21 protein-coding genes and 3 pseudogenes are annotated in these 21,155 nt (G+C 74.2%); 16 read left to right on the forward strand and 8 right to left on the reverse strand.

The annotated features are described in order from the left end of the window. The first annotated feature begins 16 nt into the window (after window positions 1-16). The 8 genes and pseudogenes from AB0P35_RS22705 to AB0P35_RS22740 all read left to right on the forward strand — a co-directional run. Window positions 17-640 carry a response regulator transcription factor gene (locus AB0P35_RS22705; RefSeq protein ID WP_363513354.1) on the forward strand — a complete coding sequence of 208 codons (624 nt, stop codon included), beginning with the start codon at window positions 17-19 and terminating at the stop codon, window positions 638-640. Further along, complete coding sequence (locus AB0P35_RS22710; protein WP_363513357.1) at window positions 637-1,260, forward strand: LuxR C-terminal-related transcriptional regulator; 624 nt, start codon at window positions 637-639, stop codon at window positions 1,258-1,260. The genes AB0P35_RS22705 and AB0P35_RS22710 overlap by 4 nt, the downstream gene beginning before the upstream one ends. Window positions 1,261-1,386: 126 nt before the next feature. Next, on the forward strand, window positions 1,387-1,596 hold the full coding sequence (locus AB0P35_RS22715) for a hypothetical protein (protein WP_363513360.1): 210 nt from the start codon (window positions 1,387-1,389) through the stop codon (window positions 1,594-1,596). Between the two features lie 833 nt (window positions 1,597-2,429). Next, entirely contained in the window at window positions 2,430-3,065 is a 636-nt protein-coding gene (locus AB0P35_RS22720; protein WP_363513363.1) for a DUF1345 domain-containing protein, read from the forward strand. A gap of 166 nt (window positions 3,066-3,231) precedes the next feature. After that, window positions 3,232-4,239, forward strand: a complete 1,008-nt coding sequence (locus AB0P35_RS22725) for a Dyp-type peroxidase (protein WP_363513366.1) — start codon at window positions 3,232-3,234, stop codon at window positions 4,237-4,239. Window positions 4,240-4,262: 23 nt separating this feature from the next. Continuing rightward, the gene (locus tag AB0P35_RS22730; protein WP_363513572.1) at window positions 4,263-5,060 is read left to right on the forward strand and encodes a family 1 encapsulin nanocompartment shell protein; all 798 of its coding nucleotides are present in this window, start codon (window positions 4,263-4,265) and stop codon (window positions 5,058-5,060) included. Window positions 5,061-5,095: 35 nt separating this feature from the next. Further along, window positions 5,096-5,554 (forward strand): GreA/GreB family elongation factor, encoded by a 459-nt coding sequence (locus tag AB0P35_RS22735; RefSeq protein ID WP_363513369.1) that lies wholly within the window; start codon window positions 5,096-5,098, stop codon window positions 5,552-5,554. Between the two features lie 55 nt (window positions 5,555-5,609). Beyond that, window positions 5,610-6,017 (forward strand): annotated as a pseudogene (locus tag AB0P35_RS22740) (cupin domain-containing protein); the annotation flags it as partial. Between the two features lie 125 nt (window positions 6,018-6,142). Here AB0P35_RS22740 and AB0P35_RS22745 read toward each other — a convergent pair. Next, complete coding sequence (locus AB0P35_RS22745) at window positions 6,143-7,141, reverse strand: TetR/AcrR family transcriptional regulator C-terminal domain-containing protein (RefSeq protein WP_363513372.1); 999 nt, start codon at window positions 7,139-7,141, stop codon at window positions 6,143-6,145. Window positions 7,142-7,320: 179 nt separating this feature from the next. Between AB0P35_RS22745 and AB0P35_RS22750 the strand changes: the two genes are divergently transcribed. Together AB0P35_RS22750 and AB0P35_RS22755 are read left to right on the forward strand one after the other, a co-directional pair. Next, window positions 7,321-8,529, forward strand: a complete 1,209-nt coding sequence (locus tag AB0P35_RS22750) for an FAD-dependent monooxygenase (RefSeq protein WP_363513375.1) — start codon at window positions 7,321-7,323, stop codon at window positions 8,527-8,529. Between the two features lie 106 nt (window positions 8,530-8,635). After that, a complete protein-coding gene (locus AB0P35_RS22755; protein ID WP_363513378.1) occupies window positions 8,636-9,640 on the forward strand; it encodes a YdcF family protein in 1,005 nt (334 codons plus the stop codon). Between the two features lie 7 nt (window positions 9,641-9,647). Here the strand turns inward: AB0P35_RS22755 and AB0P35_RS22760 are convergent, their stop codons facing one another. Beyond that, a complete protein-coding gene (locus AB0P35_RS22760; RefSeq protein ID WP_363513381.1) occupies window positions 9,648-10,091 on the reverse strand; it encodes a nitroreductase family deazaflavin-dependent oxidoreductase in 444 nt (147 codons plus the stop codon). 217 nt (window positions 10,092-10,308) lie between these two features. Between AB0P35_RS22760 and AB0P35_RS22765 the strand changes: the two genes are divergently transcribed. Together AB0P35_RS22765 and AB0P35_RS22770 are read left to right on the forward strand one after the other, a co-directional pair. Beyond that, window positions 10,309-11,091 (forward strand): polysaccharide deacetylase family protein, encoded by a 783-nt coding sequence (locus AB0P35_RS22765; RefSeq protein ID WP_363513384.1) that lies wholly within the window; start codon window positions 10,309-10,311, stop codon window positions 11,089-11,091. Between the two features lie 95 nt (window positions 11,092-11,186). Then, entirely contained in the window at window positions 11,187-11,930 is a 744-nt protein-coding gene (locus tag AB0P35_RS22770; protein WP_363513387.1) for an SOS response-associated peptidase, read from the forward strand. An 86-nt stretch (window positions 11,931-12,016) separates the two neighbouring features. Here the strand turns inward: AB0P35_RS22770 and AB0P35_RS22775 are convergent, their stop codons facing one another. Beyond that, window positions 12,017-14,419, reverse strand: a complete 2,403-nt coding sequence (locus tag AB0P35_RS22775; RefSeq protein ID WP_363513390.1) for an excinuclease ABC subunit UvrA — start codon at window positions 14,417-14,419, stop codon at window positions 12,017-12,019. Between the two features lie 120 nt (window positions 14,420-14,539). Further along, window positions 14,540-14,950, reverse strand: a complete 411-nt coding sequence (locus AB0P35_RS22780) for a VOC family protein (protein WP_363513393.1) — start codon at window positions 14,948-14,950, stop codon at window positions 14,540-14,542. Between the two features lie 228 nt (window positions 14,951-15,178). Between AB0P35_RS22780 and AB0P35_RS22785 the strand changes: the two are divergent. Then, a pseudogene (locus tag AB0P35_RS22785) lies at window positions 15,179-15,494 on the forward strand (phosphoesterase); the annotation flags it as partial. A 147-nt stretch (window positions 15,495-15,641) separates the two neighbouring features. Here the strand turns inward: AB0P35_RS22785 and AB0P35_RS22790 are convergent. Then, window positions 15,642-16,625: a helix-turn-helix domain-containing protein gene (locus AB0P35_RS22790; protein WP_363513396.1), complete on the reverse strand. Its 984-nt coding sequence runs from the start codon at window positions 16,623-16,625 to the stop codon at window positions 15,642-15,644. 76 nt (window positions 16,626-16,701) lie between these two features. Here AB0P35_RS22790 and AB0P35_RS22795 point away from each other — a divergent pair, with 76 nt between their 5' ends. The 3 genes from AB0P35_RS22795 (at window position 16,702) to gap (ending at window position 19,843) form a co-directional block, all read left to right on the forward strand. Next, window positions 16,702-17,610: an aldo/keto reductase gene (locus AB0P35_RS22795; RefSeq protein WP_363513399.1), complete on the forward strand. Its 909-nt coding sequence runs from the start codon at window positions 16,702-16,704 to the stop codon at window positions 17,608-17,610. 117 nt (window positions 17,611-17,727) lie between these two features. Next, window positions 17,728-18,675 (forward strand): DJ-1/PfpI family protein, encoded by a 948-nt coding sequence (locus tag AB0P35_RS22800; RefSeq protein WP_363513402.1) that lies wholly within the window; start codon window positions 17,728-17,730, stop codon window positions 18,673-18,675. A gap of 169 nt (window positions 18,676-18,844) precedes the next feature. After that, window positions 18,845-19,843, forward strand: a complete 999-nt coding sequence (gene gap, locus AB0P35_RS22805; RefSeq protein WP_095871107.1) for a type I glyceraldehyde-3-phosphate dehydrogenase — start codon at window positions 18,845-18,847, stop codon at window positions 19,841-19,843. A gap of 101 nt (window positions 19,844-19,944) precedes the next feature. On the opposite strand, the gene AB0P35_RS22810 is transcribed toward gap, so the two are convergent. The 3 genes and pseudogenes from AB0P35_RS22810 to AB0P35_RS22820 form a co-directional block, all read right to left on the reverse strand. Continuing rightward, entirely contained in the window at window positions 19,945-20,346 is a 402-nt protein-coding gene (locus tag AB0P35_RS22810; RefSeq protein ID WP_363513405.1) for a PPOX class F420-dependent oxidoreductase, read from the reverse strand. Window positions 20,347-20,476: 130 nt separating this feature from the next. Further along, a pseudogene (locus tag AB0P35_RS22815) lies at window positions 20,477-20,695 on the reverse strand (hypothetical protein); the annotation flags it as partial. Next, a complete protein-coding gene (locus AB0P35_RS22820; protein WP_363513408.1) occupies window positions 20,682-20,957 on the reverse strand; it encodes a DUF6400 family protein in 276 nt (91 codons plus the stop codon). The pseudogene AB0P35_RS22815 and the gene AB0P35_RS22820, both read right to left, overlap by 14 nt. Window positions 20,958-21,155 lie beyond the last annotated feature (198 nt).

Below are 21,155 nucleotides of genomic sequence, written 5' to 3' on the forward strand. Positions count from 1 at the left end.
ACCGAGGAGGACCTGGATGGGGGAGCCGCTGCGCGTCAACGTCGTCGCGCTGGACCCACTGCCGGAGGCCGGCGTCAGGAGCGCACTGCACGGCTGCCCGGACGTCTGCGTCGTGCCGGCCGAGGAGGCCGCCCGGGTCACGGTCGTGATCGTCGACGGGGTGACCGAGCAGGTGCTGCACACCGTACGGACGGTCCGGGCCGCCCGGCACCGCCCGGAGGTGGTGCTGGTCGCCGCCGAGCTCGCCCCGGCCGAGGCGATGCACGCCATCGCCGCCGGCGCCCGCGGACTGCTGCGCCGGCACGAGGCCGGAGCCGCCCGGCTGGCCCGTACCGTGCTCGCCGCCGCCGGGGGCGACTGCACCGTGCCCCCCGACCTGCTCGACGGCCTGCTCGAACAGGCCGCCGGCGGCGGCCCGCCCTTCGGCGCCCCCGCCTCCTGGCCCGGCACCGGCCTCAGCAACCGCGAGCGCGACGTCCTGCGGCTGGTCGCCGACGGCCGGGACACCGACGAGATCGCCCGCGAACTCTCCTACTCGGCCCGCACCGTGGCCGGCGTCCTGCACGACATCACGCAGCGCCTCCGGCTGCGCAACCGCGCCCACGCGGTCGCCTACGCGCTCCGGGCGGGCCTGCTGTGAGCGCGGGGACGGCCGTCGCGGAACGGCTGCGGGTGCACCTGAACGCGGCGGACGGCGGCGTGCGGGACAGCGTCGCGGCCGCGCTGCGACGGGCCGGCATCGACCTGGTACCGGAGCCCGACCGGCGGCCCGGAGCCGTCCTGCTGGCCGCCGCCGGCACGGTCGACGAGGCACTCGAAGCCTGTCCGCCGGACTTCTGTGGCGGCGGCTACCGGCTGATGATCGTCGCCGACAGCTTCCCGCCCGAGGGGGTGCGGCGCGCGGTGCGGCTCGGCGCCCGGGTGCTGCTGCCCGCGCCGCAGGCCACCCCGGTCCGGCTGGCGGCCGCCGTCCGTTCGGCCGGGCGCGGCGACGGGCGGATGCCGTACGAGGTGCTGGCCCGCCTGATCGGCGGCCCGCCCGCCGCCCCGCGGCCCGCCGCCGCGCCCTCCCCGCTGACCGCCCGCCAGACCGCGGTCCTCACCCTGATCGCCGAGGGTCACGGCAACGTGGCGATCGCCGCCGCCCTCTCCTGCTCCGAACACACAGTGAAGAACGTCGTCTACGACCTGATGGCCCGTCTCCAGGCCCGCAACCGTGCCCACGCCGTGGCCCGCGCCGTCCGCGCGGGCCTGATCTGAGCGCCGCCGGGTGCGCCGCGGGTGGTCCCGAGCCACGCGGAGCCCGGGGCTTCTTCACAGCATCTGCGCGGGGCCGGCGGGCAATTGCGTTGCCTGCCGCGCCGCCGATGGGCCAGGCTGCCACTCGTGAACGATGATCGCCGCCCGCTGGGCCTGCCCGTGTTCTCCGCGCCGGACACCGACGCGCCGGTCGCGCCGGACCGCCGGCCGCTGCCCGCCGTCGACCGCGCCCTCTTCCTGCCGCCGCCCGGCCAGGAGCCGGAGCCCGCGCCCGAACGCCGTCCGCTGTCCGCCGGGGGTCTCACCTTCTCCGCGGCCGGTCCTGCAGGAGTCTGACGAGGTTCGCGTCCAGGCGTGTGCCTGACCCGGCGTCGGAGTCGGGACACCGAGCGAACGCCGCCCGGTCAGCTGACCGAGAACGAGAAGGCGAAGCTGCTCAAACTGGAGGACGCCCTGCACGACCGCGTGGTCGGCCAGGACGAGGCCGTGGTCGCCACCGCCGAGGCCGTCCGCCGCGGTCGGGCGCGGGCTGCTGGAACGCGGACGGGGTCTGGGGGCACGGCGGGCCGTGGCGGAGGGCCGGGCCGCGGTCGGTGAGCCGGTGTACGACAGCGTCCGGCACGACCGGCGATGGGACCCGCAGGTGAACGACCGCCACCTGTATCCGGCCCGGCTTGTACGGGACCTGGAGCTGTCGACCGCACCGGTGGCGGCACTGCTCGGCGGCGACGAGGACGCTGCGAGCGGGCCACCCGGGTGCTGGAACTGCTCGCCGTCCTCGGGTCGGTCGCGGCCCGGGAGGCCCTGCGGGCCCATATCCGGGACGGTGAGCACTGGGTGGACGTCCTGGAGTCGGTCGCGGACAGCTGGCCGGTCGAGTGGTGGGACGACCCGGCCGGGGTCGCGCGGACCGGGCTCACCGGCGCCGAACCGCTGCTGTGGCGCGCTCAGCCCTGGGTGCACTGGCAGCTGCCGGGCGCAGGCGGACCCCGACCGTCCAGGCAGCAGCAACCCGAGACCGATCGGGCACCCGGCCGGAGCCGGCTGCTGGCGCTACTCGCCGACCCCGGCGTCGGCGGCCCGCGACCGCCTGCGGCAGGGGGTGCGCCGCGCGCCGGAGGGAGAGCGGTCGGCCACCGGGCGCGGCGGGGCCGCTACTGTGAGGGCCCATGAACCCGTGGTCACTGCGGACGGCCCTGCCGCGACTGAACGGAGCGCTGATCGCGGGAGCGGCGGTGGGCATCGTCGTCTGGCTGCTGCGCGACCTGTCGCTGGGCGTCCTCGCGGGTATCACCGCGGCCCAGACCTTCTTCGTCGTGGCCGGCTGGATCGTGCTGTGGCCCATGGACGCCGCAGCCACCCGCCGCAACGCCCGGCGCGAGGACTTCCGGCCCGTCCTGGAGGAGTTCGTCGTCGTCGCGGCGGCCGTCGGCGGACTCACCGGCATCGTGCTGCTGCTCCTGCTCGGCAACTCCGGCGACAGCCACAGCGCCGCGGCGACCGCGCTCGGCGGCGTCTTCATGGGCTGGGCGTCCCTGCACCTGATGTACGCCGCCCGCTACGCGGAGCTGTACCTCTCACCGCCGACGGGAGGGATCGACTTCAACTCCGACGAGCCGCCCTGCTACAAGGACTTCCTCTACTTCAGCTACAACCTCGGCATGACCTACCAGGTGTCCGACACCAGCGTCACCACCTCGGCCGTCCGCGCGGTCGTGCTGCGCCACTGCCTGCTCTCCTACCTGTTCGGGACGAGCATCCTGGCCACCACCATCAACCTCGTCACGGGAATCGTCACCGGCTGACCTCCGGGCCGGCCCCGACGGCCCGTGGCGACCGGTACGCGTGCCGCCACGGGCCGTGACGCTGCGCGGCGCGGCCGCCGCTCGCGGTCTAGGCTTCCTCGTGCAGCCTTTCATCCCGGTTCCTGTGGGCGTACCGCCGCAGCCGTGCAGCCAGGAGGCATGCTCCGTGGTCGAACCGCAGCCAGTGATCGCCCCGCCGGCCAGGGCCGCGATGTTCCTCGTGGTCACCGTCGGACCGGGCGGCGAGCCTGCCGTCCGGGACCTCCTCCAGGACCTCGCGGGCTTACGCCGGTCGGTCGGCTTCCGTGACCCGGGCGCCGGGCTCAGCTGTGTCGCGGGCATCGGGTCCACGGCCTGGGACCGGCTCTTCGACGGCCCGCGCCCGCGCGACCTGCACCCCTTCGTACCTCTGTCGGGACCGCGGCACCGCGCGCCCGCCACCCCCGGCGACCTCCTCTTCCACCTGCGGGCCGCCCGCACCGACCTCTGCTTCGAACTGGCCCGGCTGATCGGCGAGCGCTTGGTCGGCGCGGGCACCGTGGTCGACGAGGTGCACGGGTTCACCTACTTCGACGAGCGCGACCTGCTCGGCTTCGTCGACGGCACCGAGAACCCCGACGGGCGGGCCGCCGTCGACGCCGTCTTCATCGGCGACGAGGACCCGGACTTCGCCGGCGGGAGCTACGTGGTGGTCCAGAAGTACGTCCACGACCTCGCCGCCTGGAACGCGCTGCCCGAGCACGAGCAGGAGCAGGCCATCGGGCGCACCAAGCTGGCCAACGTCGAACTGCCGGACGAGGTCAAGCCCGCGAACTCGCACGTCGCCCTCAACACCGTCACCGATGAGAACGGCGACGAGCGGAAGATCGTGCGCGAGAACATGCCCTTCGGGAACGTCGCGAACGGCGAGTTCGGGACCTACTTCATCGGGTACGCGCGCACTCCGGAGGTGACCGAGCAGATGCTGCGGAACATGTTCCTCGGGAACCCGCCCGGACTGCACGACCGCATCCTCGACTTCTCGACGGCGGTCACCGGCTGTCTCTTCCACGTGCCCAGCGCCGACTTCCTGGACGACCTGCCAGCGCCGCCCTCCGCCACGGCCGCCGCGGCCACCTCCGCGGCCTCCGTGGCCGAAGGGTCCCTCGGCATCGGCAGCCTCAAAGGAGCGTGACCGCCATGACCTCGACCGACGGCATGAACAACCTGCACCGCGAGCTCGCCCCGATCACGCCCGCCGCATGGTCCGAGATCGAGGAGGAGGCCCGCCGCACCTTCGAACGCCACGTCGCCGGCCGGCGCGCCGTGGACGTCACCGGACCGGACGGGCCCGGGCTCGCCGCGGTCGGCACCGGACACCTCACCGCCGTCGAGGCCCCCGCACCCGGGGTCGAGGCCCGGCTGCGCCGGGCTCAGCCGCTGGTCGAACTGCGGGTGCCGTTCAAGGTCGCGCGGGACGCTGTCGACGACGTCGAACGCGGCTCCAAGGACTCCGACTGGCAGCCCGTCAAGGACGCGGCACGGGCGATGGCCTTCGCCGAGGACCGGGCCGTCTTCGACGGCTACGCCGCCGCGGGCATCGACGGCCTGCGCAGCCGCAGCTCCCACCCGGTGCTCACGCTGCCGGCCGAGCCGCACGACTACCCGGACGCCGTCAGCCACGCCCTGTCGACGCTGCGCCTGGCCGGCGTCGGTGGCCCGTACGCGCTGCTGCTGGGCGCCGACGCGTACACCGCGGTCAGCGAGACCTCCGACCACGGCTATCCGGTGGCGGCGCACATCGACCGCATGCTCGACGGCCGCCTGCTCTGGGCGCCGGCGCTGGAGGGCGCCTTCCTGCTGTCCACCCGCGGCGGGGACTACGAACTGCGGCTCGGCGAGGATCTGGCGATCGGGTACACGGCCCACGACGCGGCGCAGATCGAGCTGTACTTCCGTCAGACCCTGACCTTCCTCACGTACACCGACGAGGCCGTCGTGGCGATGACCGCGTGACCCTCGTCCGGGCCGCCACCACCACAGGAGCAGCAATGAACGGTGAACCCGAACCGATCGGTCCCGAGGCACGCCGGGCGCTCGCGCAGGAGCTCGGCGATCTGCAGGCGGAGCGCGAGAGCGTCGCCGAGACCCTCCACGTCACCGACTCGGCGGGGGACCGGGCCGACCAGGCCGACGAACTCCAGCGCGCCAGCGAGGTGGCCCGCCTCGACACCCGGATCGCCGAGATCGCCACCCGCCTCCACCAGGCGGACATCGCCGGCCGGCCCCGCACCGACGCGGTCGGCGTGGGCAGCACCGTCACCGTCCGCTTCGCCGACGGCACCACCGAGACGGTCCGGATCGGCGAGGTGGCCAGGGAGCTGGCACGGACCTCGGTCACCGCCGACAGCCCCCTGGGCCGCGCGATCCTCGGCCGCCGCCCCGGCGAGACCGTCCACTACGAAACCCCCGGGGGCTCCGCGAGCGCAACGGTGGAGTCCATCAGCTGACGGCGCAGGCCCCTGCGCGGGGGCGCGAATCGGAGCACCGGGCGAGGAGGGTGCCATGCCGACGGCGCAGCAGTGGATCGAGTGGCTCGGCCTGGAACCGCACGTCGAGGGAGGGTACTTGCTGCGGACGTTCCAGGCCGACCACCGCGCACCGGTCCCCACGCCGGGCGGCGATCGCTACACCGTCACCTCCATCCACTACCTGCTGACCCGCTGGTCGCCGGTCGGGCACTGGCACCTCAACCAGTCCGACATCCTGCACTTCCACCACCACGGCGACCCGATCACCCACCACCTGCTCCACCCGGACGGCCGCTCGGAGAGCGCCGTGCTCGGCCAGGAGCCGGCCCGGGGCCAGCTCCTCGCCCTGGCCGTCCCCGGCGGTGTCTGGAAGGCCTCCCACCTGATCTCCGGCGACGACGGGCTGATCAGCGAGGCGGTGGTGCCGGGGTTCGACCACGCCGACATGACCCTCGGCCGGGTGGACGACCTGCTGCAGCGCTTCCCGGTGATCTCCGCGGACACGTCGGCCGCGGAGATCACCGCCAGTGCACCACGCCACGCAGCTGATCAATTACCCAACACTTCTCAGGGCCGGGGCGGGGTCTCGCCGAGCAGCACGGCGATGCCGTCGAGCAGGCGTTCCAGGCCGAACTCGAAGAGGCGGTCCAGGTCGAAGTCGTACCCGTCGACGGTGTACCGCGCCAGCAGCGGGAACCGGCCGCCGGCCAGCACCGCGCGCAGCGCCGGTTCCTGGGTTTCCATCCACTCCTCGGCGTCGAGGCCGCTGTCCGCCTCCGCCGCGCTCTCGCTCTCGACGTTCATCGCGATGCCGCGTACGTAGGTGAGCAGTGTCAGATGGGTGGTGAAGACCGTCCACGGGTCGAGGCCGCGGTCGTCCAGTGCGGTGAGCACCCATTCGGTGAACGGCAGGGCGTTGACGGCGAGCTGGGGCCGGGTCATGGAGAGTGCCGGTGCCAGCCAGGGGTGCGCGCGGAAGGCCGCCCAGAGCATCCGGGCGGCCAGCGCGAGAGGTTCGCGCCAGCCCTCCGGCTGTTCCTCGGGGAAGGAGCAGCCGGCGAAGACGGCATCCATCATCCGCAGCAGCAGGTCGTCCTTGTCCGCGACGTGCCGGTACAGCGACATCGGGGCGACCCCGAGGTCGGCCGCGACCCGCCGCATGGAGAGCGCGGCGAGGCCCTCGGCGTCGGCGACCGCCACCGCGGCGGCCACGATCCGGTCCGCCGCGAGGGCGGACTCCTGGCCGGCCCGGCGGGGAGGGGCCGCTGCCCCGCCCTCGCGCGCGGCGGCCGGACGGCTTGCGGGGGTGTGGCCTGCGGGTGGACGGCCGGCGGGTGGCCGTTCGCGGCCCGCGACCACCGTGCCGACGCCCGGGACGGCGCGGACCAGCCCGGCGTGGCGGAGCTCGGTGAGCACCTTGGTCGCGGTCGCCATCGCCACCCCCCACTGCCGGGTGATCTCCCGGGTGGACGGCACCCGGTCGCCCGGGGCCAGCTCGCCCCGCTCGATCCGGCCGCGCAGTTCCTCGACGATCCGGCGGTAGCGCGCTCCGTCGGTCCGGTCCACGGCATCCCCTCCGCACTAGTGCACCTTGCTCTGTCCGTCAGCCTAGCCACACCGGCCCCGGAGGGCCCCGGCGGTGGTGCACCAGCGCCAGGAGCACTAGTGCACTACCGTCAATCTCCCTTGTGTGCAGGGGATTTGCGGCTTGCGCTGGCTGCTGCGTACAGCGTACATTCGGAGCCATGGGGAACACCGACATCCTGATCTCCGGCGGCGGCATCGCCGGCCCGGCCCTCGCACACTGGCTGCACGCGGCCGGCTTCACCGCGACCGTCGTCGAACGCGCCCCGGCCCCACGGCCGGGCGGCCAGACCGTCGACCTGCGCGGCGCCGGACGCACCGTCATCACCCGCATGGGCCTGATGGCCCGGGCCCGCGAGCTGAGCCTCGACCAGAAGGGCATCGCGACCGTCGACGCCGCCGGCCGGATCACCTCCCGGCTGCCCGCCGACGCCTTCGGCGGCGAGGGCATCGTCTCCGAGATCGAGATCCTCCGCGGCGACCTCGCCGGCCTGCTCCACGAGTCCACCGCGCCGTACACCGAGTACCTCTTCGACGACACCGTCACCGCCCTGGCGCAGGACGGCGACGGCGTCACCGTCGACTTCGAACGGGCCGGCACCCGGCGGTTCGCCGCGGTGATCGGCGCCGACGGACTGCACTCCGTGGTCCGCGGCCTCGCCTTCGGCCCCGAGTCGTCGTGCGTCCGGCCGCTGGACGTCCAGCTCGCCTGGTTCACCGCCGAGACCGACCTGGACCTCGACGGCTGGTACCTGATGCACAACGCCCCCGGCGGGCTGGTCGCCTCCGCCCGCCCGGGCCGACTGCCGGGCGAGGTCAAGGCCGGACTCGCCTTCCGCTCGCCACCGCTCACCTTCGACCGCAGGGACATCGCCGCCCAGAAGGAGGCCGTCGCCCGCCGCTTCGCCGGCGTCGGCTGGGAGACGCCCCGGCTGGTCGACGCCATGCACCGATCCACCGACTTCCACCTCGACTCCCTCGGCCAGGTCCACCTGGACGACTGGTCCCGCGGCCGGGTCGCCCTGCTCGGCGACGCGGGCTACAGCCCGTCACCCCTCACCGGCCTCGGCACCAGCCTCGCCCTGGTCGGCGCCTACGTCCTGGCCGGCGAGCTCGCCGCCGCGCACGGCGACCCCACCGCCGCCTTCCGCGCCTACGACCGAGTCATGCGCCCGTACGTCGCCAAGGCACAGGAACTCCCGCCCGGCGGCGCCGGCGGATTCGCCCCGAACAGCGCACTGGCGATCCGCCTGCGGGCGATGTCGATGCGGTCGATGAACCGCTGGCCGATGCGGCAGCTCCTCGCCGCCCAGTTCGCGAAGGCGGGCGACATCGAACTGCCCGAGTACAGCCTGCCGGTGGCCCGGTAGGGCGTGTCCTCAGGGCGCGGCGCAAGTCCTGACTCCCGGCCCTGTAGGCGTCGAGCGGCCGGTGGCGGCGTGCCGGGCCGGCCGCGGCAGCGCCTACGATCGCCGCATGGTCGCCTATCTGCTCGCCGCCGTTCTGCTGGCCCTGTTCGGGATCGGTGCCGCGCGCGACCTGCGGCGGCTCAGCAACGCGGTGCTGCTGGGCCTCGCGGCGGCGGCCGCCGCGGCCGGGCTGCTCGGGGACCTGGACCGGCTGCCGTCGGGCACCGCCCGGGGCGTCGCCGACGCCCTGCCGGTGGCCGCCGTGCTCGCCGCGCTGGCCGTCGCCGTGCTGCTGGTCGGCAACGGGGTGCTGATGGTGCGCCGGGAGGGCCGACGTCCGGTGTTCCTGCTGCCGCTGCTCGCCGGGCTCGCCGGCATCTGCCTGATCGGCCTGCTGTGGACGGCGGCCCGGGTCGACTCCCGGCCGCTGCACGCGGCCGCCGCGAGCGCCCTGCTGGTGGCCGGCTACCTCGCCTTCCTGCTGCTCTGCTTCCTCGGGTACTCCGCCCTGTACGGCCGGATCCCACCGCCCCGCGAGGTCGACTTCGTGGTGGCGCTCGGCGCCGGGCTGGACGACGACGACCGGGTGTCCCCGCTGCTCGCCGCCCGGCTCGACCGCGCGCTCGGACTCCGCGCCGAGCAGGCCGACGGCAGACCTGCGCCCGTGCTCGTGGTCTCCGGCGGCAAGGGCGGCGACGAGCAGCTCAGCGAGGCGGAGGCGATGGCCCGGTACGCCGCCGAACGCGGCGTCCCCGCCGCCGCGGTGTTGCGGGAGGACCGCTCCCGCAACACCGCGGAGAACCTGCGGTTCAGCGGCCGGCTGATGCGCGCCCGCCGCCCGGACTACCGCTGCACCGTCGTCACCAGCAACTTCCATGTGCTGCGCACCGCCGTCGAGGCCCGCCGGGCCGGCGTGCCCGGGCAGGTCGTGGGTGCGCCGACCGCCGGGGCCTACTGGCCCGGCGCCGTGCTGCGGGAGTTCGGCGCCCTGCTGCTCTGCTACCCGCGGACCAACGCGGGGGCGGTGCTGCTGCTGGTCGTCCTGGGCGCCACGGCCGGCTGGCGGCCGTGAACCCGGATCAGCGGGCGCCCACCGGCTCCAGCACGAAGACCGGGATCTCCCGGTCCGTCCGCTGCTGGTACGCCGCGTAGTCCGGGAAGGCCGCCACCGCGCGGTCCCACCACTCGGCCTTCTCCGTGCCGCTGAGCTCCCGGGCGGCCATGTCCTGCCGGACCGGCCCGTCCTGCAGCTCGACCAGCGGGTTCGCCACCACGTTGTGGTACCAGACCGGGTGCCGCGGCGCACCGCCCATCGAGGCCACCACCGCGTACCGGCCGTCGTGCTCCACCCGCATCAGCGGGATCTTCCGGACCTTGCCGCTGCGCGCGCCGAGCGTGGAGAGGAGGACCACCGGCATGCCCCGCAGCGTCGTGCCCTCCTTGCCGCCCGAGCTCTCGTACAGCTCCACCTGGTCCCGCACCCACTGCTCCGGACTCGGCTCGTACTCGCCCTGGAGAGGCATGGCCGCCATCCCGTCTGCCGTCGGACCCGGGCGGCGGCCGCCGCCCGGTCGGGGAAGCCGCTCGGCTCCCCGCGCCCTCCGGCCTACCATCCGCCGCGCGTCGAGTCACGCCCCGCCCGGGGCGGCGGCCACCGCGTGTCGTACCCGCCGGCGGAGCTCCGCACGGTGCCGGTGTGTCGTCCCGGGGCCGGCACGGGGCCGACCGGATACTGCGCTGATGACACTCCATCAGCGACGCCTCGGGCGGCGGTCCTTCCTCGCGGCCGGCGCCGCCCTCGCCCTCCCGCTCGGCGGCGCGGCGGACCTCCGGCGGTTCCGCGCACCCGACCCCGCCGGGCCGACAGGCCTTCCGCCGCGCCGCCGCGGGCTGTCCGACCTGTTCGGCGAGGAGATCCGGCGGATCCCCACCGACGACCCGGTCGTCGCCCTCACCTTCAACGCCGCCTGGAACGACGACGGCATCGACGCCGTCCTCGACGTACTGCGCAGCCGCGACACACCCGCCACCTTCTTCCTGACCGGGCAGTTCGCCGAGGCGAACCCGGAGGCGGCCGAGGCGCTCGCCGCCGAGCACGGCGTCGCCAGCCACTCGTACGACCACCCGGCACTCGCCGACCTCGACGCGGCCGGACTGCGCGAGCAGGTGGAGCGCGCCGACCGGGCGATCCGCGAGGCCACCGGCACCGACCCGCTGCCCTTCTACCGCTTCCCCTACAGCGAGACCAGCGCGGACGCCGTCGCCCAGGTCAACGCGCTCGGCTTCGCCGACATCGAGTTCACCGACGACACCCTCGGCTACCTCGGCGAGGGCGGCGGCATCACCGTCGAGGACGCCGTCGACCGGGCCGTCCGGGCGATCGGGCCCGGCACGATCCTCCAGATGCACCTCGGCGCCACCGACACCTCCGGCCCCAACGTGGACTCCCGCGCCCTGCCCGCCGTGATCGACGCCGTCGAGGACCGCGGCTACACCGTCATCGACCTGGCCTCCCTCGTCTGACGGGCCGCCGGCAGAGGGGCGACCACATGCGGGCTCCGCGGCCGACTTCGGCCGGGCTGCCCACCTCGGCGGCAGCGGCGTGGCAGGGTGGACGCATGTGCGGCCGTTTCGTCTCCACCACCACACCCACCGACCTGGTCGGGCTGCTCGGCGAGATGCGCTGGGACCCGGCCGAGGCGCTCGCCCCGAGCTGGAACGTGGCACCCACCGACCCGGTGCCCGCGGTGCTGGAGCGGGTCGACCGGGAGACCGGCGAGGTGGTGCGGCAGCTGCGGCCGCTGCGCTGGGGCCTCGTCCCGTCCTGGTCGAAGGACCCGGCCGGCGGCGCCCGGATGATCAACGCCAGGTCGGAGACCGTCCACGAGAAGCCGGCCTTCCGCAAGGCGTTCGCCGCCCGCCGCTGCGTCATCCCGGCGGACGGCTACTTCGAGTGGCGGCCGGTCGTGGCCACCGCCGGACGGAAGGCCTTCAAGCAGCCGTACTACCTCAGCACCGGCTCGGTGATGCTGATGGCCGGCCTGTACGAGTTCTGGCGTGACCGCTCCGTCCCGGACGACGACCCGGCGGCATGGCTGACCACGACCACCGTCATCACCACGGACGCCACCGACAGCGCGGGCCGCGTCCACGACCGGATGCCGCTGACCATCGGCCCGGCCGATCTGGACGCCTGGCTCGACCCCGACCGTTCCGACGCCGCCGACCTGCACCACCTGCTGCACACCCCGGCGGGCGGCGACCTGACGGTGCGGGCGGTGTCCACCGCGGTGAACAGCGTCCGGTCGAACGGCCCCGAACTCCTCGACCGGGTGGACGACCCGCTCGGCCTCGCCGACTGACCCGGCGCGGCCCGCCGGGCCGTCCACCCCAACCGTCCTCCACCCGTACCGGCCGCTGCCGTCCGGCCGTGCCGGCCGCCGCCCGGTCAGGTGCCGACGTACGCCGCGAGGTGCTCGCCCGTCAGGGTGGAGCGGTCGGCGACCAGGTCGGCGGGCGTCCCCTCGAAGACGATCCGGCCGCCGTCGTGGCCGGCCCCCGGACCCAGATCGACGATCCAGTCGGCGTGCGCCATGACCGCCTGGTGGTGCTCGATGACGACGACCGACTTGCCGGAGTCGACCAGCCGGTCGAGCAGGCCGAGCAACTGCTCGACATCGGCGAGGTGGAGGCCGTTGGTCGGCTCGTCGAGCACGTAGACGCCGCCCTTCTCGGCCATGCGGGCGGCCAGCTTGAGCCGCTGCCGCTCGCCGCCGGAGAGCGTGGTGAGCGGCTGCCCGATGGTGAGGTAGCCCAGCCCGACGTCGGAGAGCCGGCTCAGGATGCGGTGCGCGGCCGGGGTGTGCGCCTCACCGGCACCGAAGAACTCCTCGGCCTCGGCCACCGACATCGCCAGCACCTCGCTGATGTCGCGGCCGCCGAGGCGGTACTCCAGCACCGACGCGTCGAACCGCTTCCCTGCGCACTCCTCGCAGGTGCTGGCGACACCGGCCATCATCGCCAGGTCGGTGTAGACGACGCCGGCGCCGTTGCAGGTCGGGCAGGCGCCCTCGGAGTTGGCGCTGAACAGTGCCGGCTTCACCCCGTTCGCCTTCGCGAACGCCTTGCGGATCGGCTCCAGCAGCCCGCTGTACGTTGCCGGGTTGCTCCGCCGCGACCCGCGGATCGGGGCCTGGTCGACCGACACCACACCCGCGCCGGCGGCACCCGCCTGCTTCGGCAGCGAGCCGTGCAGCAGCGAGCTCTTGCCGGAGCCGGCCACGCCCGTGACGACCGTCAGCACCCCGAGCGGGATGTCGACGTCGACATCGCGCAGGTTGTTCGCCGTGGCGCCGCGGATCTCCAGGGCGCCGGCCGGCTTGCGCACCGATTCCTTGAGCCCGGCCCGGTCGTCGAGGTGCCGGCCGGTGACGGTGTCGGCGGCCCGCAGCTCGTCGACCGTCCCCTCGAAGCAGACCGCGCCGCCCGCCGTGCCGGCGCCCGGGCCGAGGTCGACGACGTGGTCGGCGATCGCGATCACCTCGGGCTTGTGCTCCACGACGAGCACCGTGTTTCCCTTGTCCCGCAGCCGCAGCAGCAGCTCGTTCATCCGCTGGATGTCGTGCGGGTGCAGGCCCGCGGTGGGCTCGTCGAAGACGTAGGTGACGTCGGTCAGCGCGGAGCCGAGGTGGCGGATCATCTTGACCCGCTGCGCCTCGCCGCCGGAGAGCGTGCCGGACGCCCGGTCGAGCGAGAGGTAGCCGAGGCCGATCTCCACGAAGGAGTCGAGGGTCTGCTGCAGCGAGGCGAGCAGCGGCGCCACCGAGGGCTCGTCGAGTCCGCGGACCCAGGCCGCCAGGTCCCTGATCTCCATCGCGCAGGCGTCGGCGACGCTGATCCGCCCGATCTTGGAGGCCCTGGCGCCCTCGCTGAGCCGGGTGCCCTCGCACTCGGGGCAGGTGGTGAAGGTGACCGCACGGTCGACGAACTCCCGGACGTGCGGCTGCATCCCCTCGCGGTCCTTGGCCAGCATCGACTTCTGGATCCGCGGGATCAGGCCCTCGTAGGTCATGTTGATGCCCGCGATCTTCATCCTGACCGGCTCGTGGTGCAGGAAGTCGTGCAGCTCCTTCTCGGTGTACTCGCGGATCGGCTTCTGCGGGTCGTAGAAGCCCGACTCGCTGTACAGCCGGTAGTTCCAGCCGCCCGCCTTGTAGCCGGGGACGGTGATCGCGCCGTCGGCGAGCGACTTGGAGTCGTCGTACAGCTGGTCGAGGTCGATGTCGGAGACCGCGCCGCGCCCCTCGCAGCGCGGGCACATGCCGCCGGTGCGGTTGAAGGTCGCCTTGACGGCCTTCCGCGCGCCGCGCTCGACGGTGATCGCGCCGCTCGCCCGGACGGAGGGCACGTTGAAGGCGTACGCGCTGGGCGGGCCGATGTGCGGCGTGCCGAGCCGGCTGAACAGGATGCGCAGCATCGCGTTGGCGTCGGTCGCGGTGCCGACCGTGGAGCGGGGGTCGGCGCCCATCCGCTGCTGGTCGACGGTGATCACGGTGGTCAGCCCGTCGAGGACGTCGACCTCGGGCCGTGCCAGGGTCGGCATGAAGCCCTGCACGAACGCGCTGTAGGTCTCGTTGATCAGCCGCTGCGACTCCGCCGCGATGGTGTTGAACACCAGCGAACTCTTGCCCGAGCCGGAGACGCCGGTGAACACCGTCAGCCGGCGCTTCGGGATCTCGATGCTGACGTCCTTGAGGTTGTTCTCGCGCGCGCCGTGCACGCGGATCAGGTCGTGGCTGTCGGCACCGTGCTGCGCAGGCGGCTGCGTGTCCGTCCTCGGGGCCTTGCTCATGTCTCTCCCTCTGTCGGGCGGGGACCGCCGGAGCGGTCCCCGCCGTCGTCGGCCGACCCGATCCAATCACCTTCGGGCCGGGTGCCCGGTGCTCTTTCCCGGGCTCGCTCGCAGGCTGCCTCAGCGGACCTCGTTGAAGCGGACCAGGTTGCCCGCCGGGTCGCGGAAGGCGCAGTCGCGGACGCCGTAGGGCTGCTCGGTCGGCTCCTGGACGAGCTCGGCGCCGCCGGACTTCAGCCGGTCGAAGACACCGTCGAGGTCGGAGGTGGCGAGGGTGATGCGGGCGTAGGTGCCCTTGGCCATCATCTCGGTGATCGTGCGGCGCTCGTCCTCGGTGATACCGGGGTCCATGCCGGGCGGCTCCAGGACGATCGACATGCCGGGCTGCCCGGCCGGGCCGACCGTGATCCAGCGCATCGCGCCGTTGCCGACGTCGTTGCGGACCTCGAAGCCGAGGAGGTCGCGGTAGAAGGCCACGGAGGCGTCCGGGTCGGTGTGCGGGAGGAAGGTCCAGTGAATGGTGATGTCCATGGCCGCCACGCTAGCCCCGGCCCTCCGGCAGGTGCTTCTCCGTTCCTGACCGGTCCGGCAGTCGCTCCGGCGGGCCCGGGCGCGCGGAATCGTCATCCGGCGGTGGTCCGCCGGCTCGTCCGGTCGTCCTCGGCGTTCACCCGGACGGGTAGGTGTCCGGTACGGACCCTCGGCGGACGGAGGACGGTCGTGGCACAGCAGGGGCAGGAGACCGGGGGCGGGCGGGCGGCCGGTGTCGGGGAGCGGCTGACGGTGGCCGCCGACACCCCGGTCGACATCCGGCTCGCGGTCTCCGGGGTGCCCGGCGGCACCGTCCGGTTGCTCACCGACGAGGGCCAGTTGCACCAGGCGTCGCTGCCCGCCTCGGGCGTCGGCACCGTGCGGTGGCGGACCACCGCCTCCCTGGCCGGCTATGTGCGGGGCCGAGGTGCGGCACCCCCGGGCGGACGGCAGCCCCGGCAAGGGCAACTCCATGGGCCCCGAGCTGCCGTTCGGGCCGATGGTGGCGCTCACCAATCCGATCTTCCTGTCCGTCCGGGGCTGAGCGCAGGCCCGTGCCGGGCCGCGAGCGGTGAGAAAGCGCCGGATCCGGTGCGGGGAGCGCCCGGTGGCCGGCCGTCCCTTGACGGCGGGCCGGCGGGCCGGCCGTCGCGACCGGCCTCACGGCAGGCAGCGCGGCGGCCGTGCCGCCTCAGCCCGTCGCAGCGGTGAGGAGGGCGTCGGCGGTGGCGGTGCGCGCGTAGAGGACGGAGCGGCCCGCGCGGTGGGCGGTGGCCAGGCCGGCGTTGCGGAGGGCGGTGAGGTTCTCGGAGACCGCGGCGGGGGAGATACCCGTGCGGCGGGCCAGCTCGGTGGTCGAGGCGGGGGTGTCCAGCTCGACCAGCAGACGGGTGCGGGTGCGGCCCAGGACGGCGGTGAGGGCCTCGCTGCCGGCGCCGGACGCGGTCTCCCACAGGTGCCCGATCCCCCGTGCGGGATAGGCGAGTTGCGGCGGGTCCGGCGGGGTCACCCGGGTGAACGGAGTCGGCCCCGTGAAGACCGAGGGGATCAGCAGCAACCCCTGCCCGGCCGTGGCCCGGGAGAGCGCACCCGGGCGCCGCAGCAACCGCAGGGTGTCCTCGTCCCAGCGGACCGAGGCGTGCAGGCCGCCCAGCAGGTGCGCCGCGCCGCGCTCCGCGACCTGCCGCGCCCGGTGCGCCACGTCGGCGTCCAGCACGGCGCGGATCCGCGCCCAGTACGGGGCCAGCGCCAGCTCCCAGTACAGCCGGATCTCCTCGGCGACCCCGGCCAGCCGGGCCTCCGGCCGGGCGTACAGCGCCTCGGCGCGCGGGCCGAGCCCGCGCTGCTCGCGCCGCAGCCGGTCCAGGTCCCGGCGGACCCGCTCCGCCGGGGTGGCCAGGATGGCGTCGAGTTCCGCGGCCAGGTCGGCGGAGGGCGCGACGGGCGTCGGGTTGAGGAAGTCCGGGACGTAGCCCGACGGCGGGACCAGCTCGGCGAGCCGCCCCAGGCCCACGGCCGCCAGCCGGGGCCGCACCTGCTCCACCCAGCGCCGGTGCACCGGATGGTCCACCCCCGAGCGCAGCAGCCGAAGGCTCGGCCCGACCTCCCACATCGGCGACACGGCGAACCGCATGTGCGCCAGATCCCGTACCGAGAAGACCAGGCCCTCCGCCACCCGCACCCCCACCCCCGGATTCGGCTATGCCCGAATCAATGGCGGCCACTCTACGGCCCCGCGGAGGATGCCCGGCATGACCTCACAGACCATCACCGCGGCCGCGGCGGGCACCTGGACCCTCGGCGACCTGACGGTCAACCGCCTCGGCCTCGGCGCCATGCGCCTGCCGCAGACCGGCGCCGCCCTCGTACCCGGCGCCGTGCCGCGCGACCGCGCGCAGGCGATCGCCGTGCTGCGCCGCGCCGTCGACCTCGGCGTCGACCACATCGACACCGCCGCCTTCTACTTCTCGCCGCTCCGCTCGGCCAACGAGCTGATCAACACCGCCCTGGCGCCCTACCCGGACGGCCTCGTGATCACCACCAAGGTCGGCCCCGGCCGCGACCTCTCCGGCCGCTGGCAGAAGCACGCCGGCCCGGAACAGCTGCGCGGCCAGGTCGAGCAGAACCTGCGCCAACTCGGCCGCGAGCACCTGGACGTCGTGAACCTGCGGATCGTCGGCACCGACCCGATCGCCGAGCGCTTCGGCGCCCTCGCCGAACTCCGCGAGGCCGGGCTCGTCCGCCACCTGGGCCTGTCCAACGTGACCGCCGCCCACCTCGCCGAGGCCACGGCGATCGCGCCGGTGGTCTGCGTGCAGAACCCGTACGGCATCGGCGGCCCGCCCGACCAGGACGCCCTGCTCCGCGCCTGCGGCGACCTGGGAATCGCCTTCGTCCCCTTCTACGCGATCGCCGGCGCCGGCCGCCAGGGCGGGGCCACCGGCGAGGAGCCGCCCGAGGTCCTGGCCGTGGCCCGTCGGCACGGCGCGAGCCCCGCCCAGGTGCGGATCGCCTGGACTCTGCACCGCGGACCGCACGTCCTCGCCATCCCCGGCACCGGCGACCCGGACCACCTCACCGCCAACGTGGCCGCGGCGGCTCTCCGCCTCACCGCCGACGACCTGGCCGTCCTCGACGCCCTCCACCGGCGGGCGGACTGAGCCGTGCCGGGGCCCGCCCGCGGACGGGGGTGGCAGGATGCTTGCGACAGCTGGTGTTCGGGACACCGGCGGGGGAGCGGACGACCGGTGGCCGCGGAGTGTGCACGAGGAGTTCCGATGGGCCGGAAGAACCACCATGTCGCCGTGCTGGTGCTGGAGGGGGCGAAGCCGCTCGACGTGGGGATCCCCGCGCAGGTGTTCTCCAACCGGCCGAGCATGCCGTACGAGGTGCGGGTCTGCGGCGCCGCGCCCGGGCTGGTGACCGGCGGGGACGGCCTCTCGTACCACGTGGCGGACGGCCTGGAGGCGTTCGAGCAGGCGGACACGGTCTTCATCCCCGGCTACCGGGAGCCGGCCACCACCGAGCCGCCGGCCGAGGTCGTCGCCGCGCTGACGGCCGCCCACGCACGGGGCACCAGGCTCGCGGCGATCTCGACCGGCGCGTTCGCGCTGGCGGCGACCGGCCTGCTCGACGGCAAACGGGCCACCACCCACTGGCACTACAGCAAGGCACTGGCCGCGCGGCATCCGCTGGTGCGGGTGGACGAGAACGTGCTGTTCGTGGACGAGGGCGACGTGCTCACCTCGGCGGGCGCCGCCTCCGGCATCGACCTCTGCCTGCACCTGGTGCGACGCGACCACGGCGTCGGGCTCTCCAACCACGTGGCGCGCCGGCTGGTGGCGGCGCCGTACCGCAGCGGCGGGCAGGCCCAGTACGTGCCGCGGAGCGTCCCCGAGCCGCTCGGGGACGTCTTCGCGAGCACCCGCGAGTGGGCGCTGGCGCACCTCGCCGAACCGCTGACCCTGGAGGCGCTGGCCCGCAACGCGCGGGTCTCGGCACGGACCTTCTCGCGCCGCTTCGTGGAGGACACCGGCTACACGCCGATGCAGTGGGTGCTGCGGGCCCGCGTCGACCTCGCCCGCGAGCTGCTGGAGCGCACCGACCTGGGGGTGGAGCAGATCGCCGACCGGGTCGGCCTCGGCACCGGCGCCAACCTGCGGCTGCACTTCCAGCGGATCCTCGGCACCTCGCCGACCGAGTACCGGCACACCTTCTCGGCCTGAGGCGTCCGCTTCTCGGCCTGAGGTCGTCCGCGCGGCGGCCGTGGCGGGATCCTTGCGGTCGCTGGCGAACCTTCTGGCGAGATCCTTGCGTGCGCTGGCATCCGAGCCACTGTCCGTGCGGCGTCCGGAAGCCGAGCATGGACGGCGGGACGAAACGAAAGGACTCTCCATGACTCGCATCGCCGTCAACGGATTCGGCCGCATCGGACGCAACACCCTGCGTGCGCTGCTGGAGCGCGACAGCAAGCTCGAGATCGTCGCCATCAACGACCTCACCGCTCCCGAGTCCCTCGCGCACCTGCTCAAGTACGACAGTGCGCTGGGCCGGCTCGGCCGCCCGGTCGAGATCGACGGCACCGACCTGGTGGTCGACGGCCGCCGGATCAAGGTCCTCGCGGAGCGCGAGCCGGCCGACCTGCCGTGGGCGGAGCTCGGTGTCGACATCGTCCTGGAGTCCACCGGCCGGTTCACCGCGGCGGACGCCGCCCGCGCGCACATCAAGGCCGGTGCCAAGCGCGTCCTGGTGAGCGCCCCCTCCGACGGTGCCGACGTCACGCTGGCCTACGGCGTGAACACCGAGGCCTACGACCCCGCCGAGCACGTCATCGTCTCGAACGCCTCGTGCACCACCAACGCGCTGGCCCCGCTGGCGGCCGTGCTGGACGAGCTGGCCGGCATCGAACACGGCTTCATGACCACCGTGCACGCCTACACCCAGGAGCAGAACCTCCAGGACGGCCCGCACCGCGACATGCGCCGTGCCCGCGCCGCCGGTGTGAACATCGTGCCCACCACCACCGGTGCCGCCAAGGCGATCGGCCTCGTCCTGCCGCAGCTCGACGGCAAGCTGTCGGGCGACTCGATCCGGGTGCCCGTCCCGGTCGGCTCCATCGTGGAGCTGAACACCACGGTCTCCCGCGAGGTCACCCGCGAGGAGGTGCTCGCCGCCTACCGCGCCGCCGCCGACGGCAAGCTCAAGGGCATCCTCGACTACTCGGACGAGCCGCTGGTCTCCGGCGACATCACGGGCCAGCCCGCCTCGTCGATCTTCGACGCCGCGCTCACCCGCGTGGACGGCAAGCACGTCAAGGTGGTCGCCTGGTACGACAACGAGTGGGGCTTCTCCAACCGGGTGATCGACACCCTGGAGCTGCTCGCCCGCGACTGAGTTCGCAGGCACGCCGGGCGGCCGATGCCGCGGAGGGGGTGACCGGGAGCCGCCCGGTCACCCCCTCCGGCGTGCCGCCGCCCGGCTCGGGGCGGTGCGGCTCAGGTCAGCGTGATCCGGATGCCGACGGTGCCGCGGTCGCCGCGGCGCACCTTGCTGCCGAGCAGGGTGAGCACACCGAGCAGGCCGTACTTCTGGCGCAGCAGGGTGCGGTAGGCGGCGGTCTTCTCCCGGCCGCAGATCTCGGCGGTGCCGGGCACCTGCTCGCCGGTCGGCCGGCCGCGGACGTCGCACGGGCCGACCAGCACGTCGGCCCGGTTGCGGATGCGGCGGACCTTCCAGGAGTCGGCGACCGTCCAGATGCCCAGGGCGTCGCCGTCACGCACCACCCAGACCGGGGTGGGCACGGTCGTGCCGTCCTTCTTGTACGTGGTCACCAGCAGGTAGCTGCCGGAGGCGAGGCGGACGAGGCGTTCGAGCCGGTCATCCGGCGTGGCGTTCATGCCGCGCAGTCTAGAGCGCGGTGGATCACGGTGTGTCGGACGGCTGCCGGCCGGCCGCCCCGGGATCCTCCTCCGGCAGGACGCCGGAGGCCGGCTCCGACCGGCGCGGACCGGGCACCTGGCCGAGCGCGGAGCGGGTCGCGCCGAAGCCCGTCTCGTGGTCCCACACGTGGGTGCACGCGGGGCACTGCAGGTGGAGCAGGCTCCCGGTGTTGGAGATCAGGTAGCGCCAGTGCTCGGAGCAGGAGCGGCGCTCCCCGCAGGGCACGCAGTCGCGGGCGTCGTCGCACTCGGGGCAGGCGATCCACGCGCGGCGACCGATGTCGGCCTGCGGGTCAATGGGCAGCATCGGCCCGCTCCTCCATGGGCAGGACCCCCGCCGTGACCAGGTCGTCGTAGAGGCGCTGCTGCTCGGCGTCGAGGCCGGAGTACAGCAGGGCGTAGGCCTCGGCCTCGCGGCGCTCCTCCTCGGCGATGTCCCGGGTGGGGCCGAGGGAGGCGGCGGCCAGCGACCGGCGGCGGATCTCGTCGGCGGTGATGTCGAAGACGAAGGCCACCGACGGCTCGGAGCGGTCGGCGTCCTCGGTGTGGTGCGAAGACTGCGGAGACATGCCAGCAGAACTTAGGTAACCCTTTCTTCCGTGTCAAGAGTGCTGTGCACACCTGTTCAACAGGTGAGACGCCCGTCGCGGCCGGGTGCTCCGTGGGCGAAGTGTCGGGGCTGTCGTCCCGTCGGGCGGCGGTCCGTCAGGCCACCGACCGGGCCGCCGAGGTGAGGACCCCTCAGGGTGTCGCGGCGGGTCCGTCCT

The sequence above is a fragment of the Kitasatospora sp. NPDC085879 genome (assembly GCF_040686255.1).
GTDB lineage: Bacteria > Actinomycetota > Actinomycetes > Streptomycetales > Streptomycetaceae > Kitasatospora.

Excerpts from the sequence above, each read along its gene's own strand:
- AB0P35_RS22705 (WP_363513354.1), top strand. The coding sequence starts at position 17 with ATGGGGGAGCCGCTGCGCGTCAACGTCGTCGCGCTGGACCCACTGCCG.
- AB0P35_RS22720 (WP_363513363.1), top strand. The coding sequence starts at position 2,430 with ATGAACCCGTGGTCACTGCGGACGGCCCTGCCGCGACTGAACGGAGCG.
- AB0P35_RS22730 (WP_363513572.1), top strand. The coding sequence starts at position 4,263 with ATGAACAACCTGCACCGCGAGCTCGCCCCGATCACGCCCGCCGCATGG.
- AB0P35_RS22735 (WP_363513369.1), top strand. The coding sequence starts at position 5,096 with ATGAACGGTGAACCCGAACCGATCGGTCCCGAGGCACGCCGGGCGCTC.
- AB0P35_RS22750 (WP_363513375.1), top strand. The coding sequence starts at position 7,321 with ATGGGGAACACCGACATCCTGATCTCCGGCGGCGGCATCGCCGGCCCG.
- AB0P35_RS22755 (WP_363513378.1), top strand. The coding sequence starts at position 8,636 with ATGGTCGCCTATCTGCTCGCCGCCGTTCTGCTGGCCCTGTTCGGGATC.
- AB0P35_RS22760 (WP_363513381.1), bottom strand. The coding sequence starts at position 10,091 with ATGCCTCTCCAGGGCGAGTACGAGCCGAGTCCGGAGCAGTGGGTGCGG.
- AB0P35_RS22765 (WP_363513384.1), top strand. The coding sequence starts at position 10,309 with ATGACACTCCATCAGCGACGCCTCGGGCGGCGGTCCTTCCTCGCGGCC.
- AB0P35_RS22770 (WP_363513387.1), top strand. The coding sequence starts at position 11,187 with ATGTGCGGCCGTTTCGTCTCCACCACCACACCCACCGACCTGGTCGGG.
- AB0P35_RS22775 (WP_363513390.1), bottom strand. The coding sequence starts at position 14,419 with ATGAGCAAGGCCCCGAGGACGGACACGCAGCCGCCTGCGCAGCACGGT.
- AB0P35_RS22780 (WP_363513393.1), bottom strand. The coding sequence starts at position 14,950 with ATGGACATCACCATTCACTGGACCTTCCTCCCGCACACCGACCCGGAC.
- AB0P35_RS22795 (WP_363513399.1), top strand. The coding sequence starts at position 16,702 with ATGACCTCACAGACCATCACCGCGGCCGCGGCGGGCACCTGGACCCTC.
- AB0P35_RS22800 (WP_363513402.1), top strand. The coding sequence starts at position 17,728 with ATGGGCCGGAAGAACCACCATGTCGCCGTGCTGGTGCTGGAGGGGGCG.
- gap (WP_095871107.1), top strand. The coding sequence starts at position 18,845 with ATGACTCGCATCGCCGTCAACGGATTCGGCCGCATCGGACGCAACACC.
- AB0P35_RS22810 (WP_363513405.1), bottom strand. The coding sequence starts at position 20,346 with ATGAACGCCACGCCGGATGACCGGCTCGAACGCCTCGTCCGCCTCGCC.
- AB0P35_RS22820 (WP_363513408.1), bottom strand. The coding sequence starts at position 20,957 with ATGTCTCCGCAGTCTTCGCACCACACCGAGGACGCCGACCGCTCCGAG.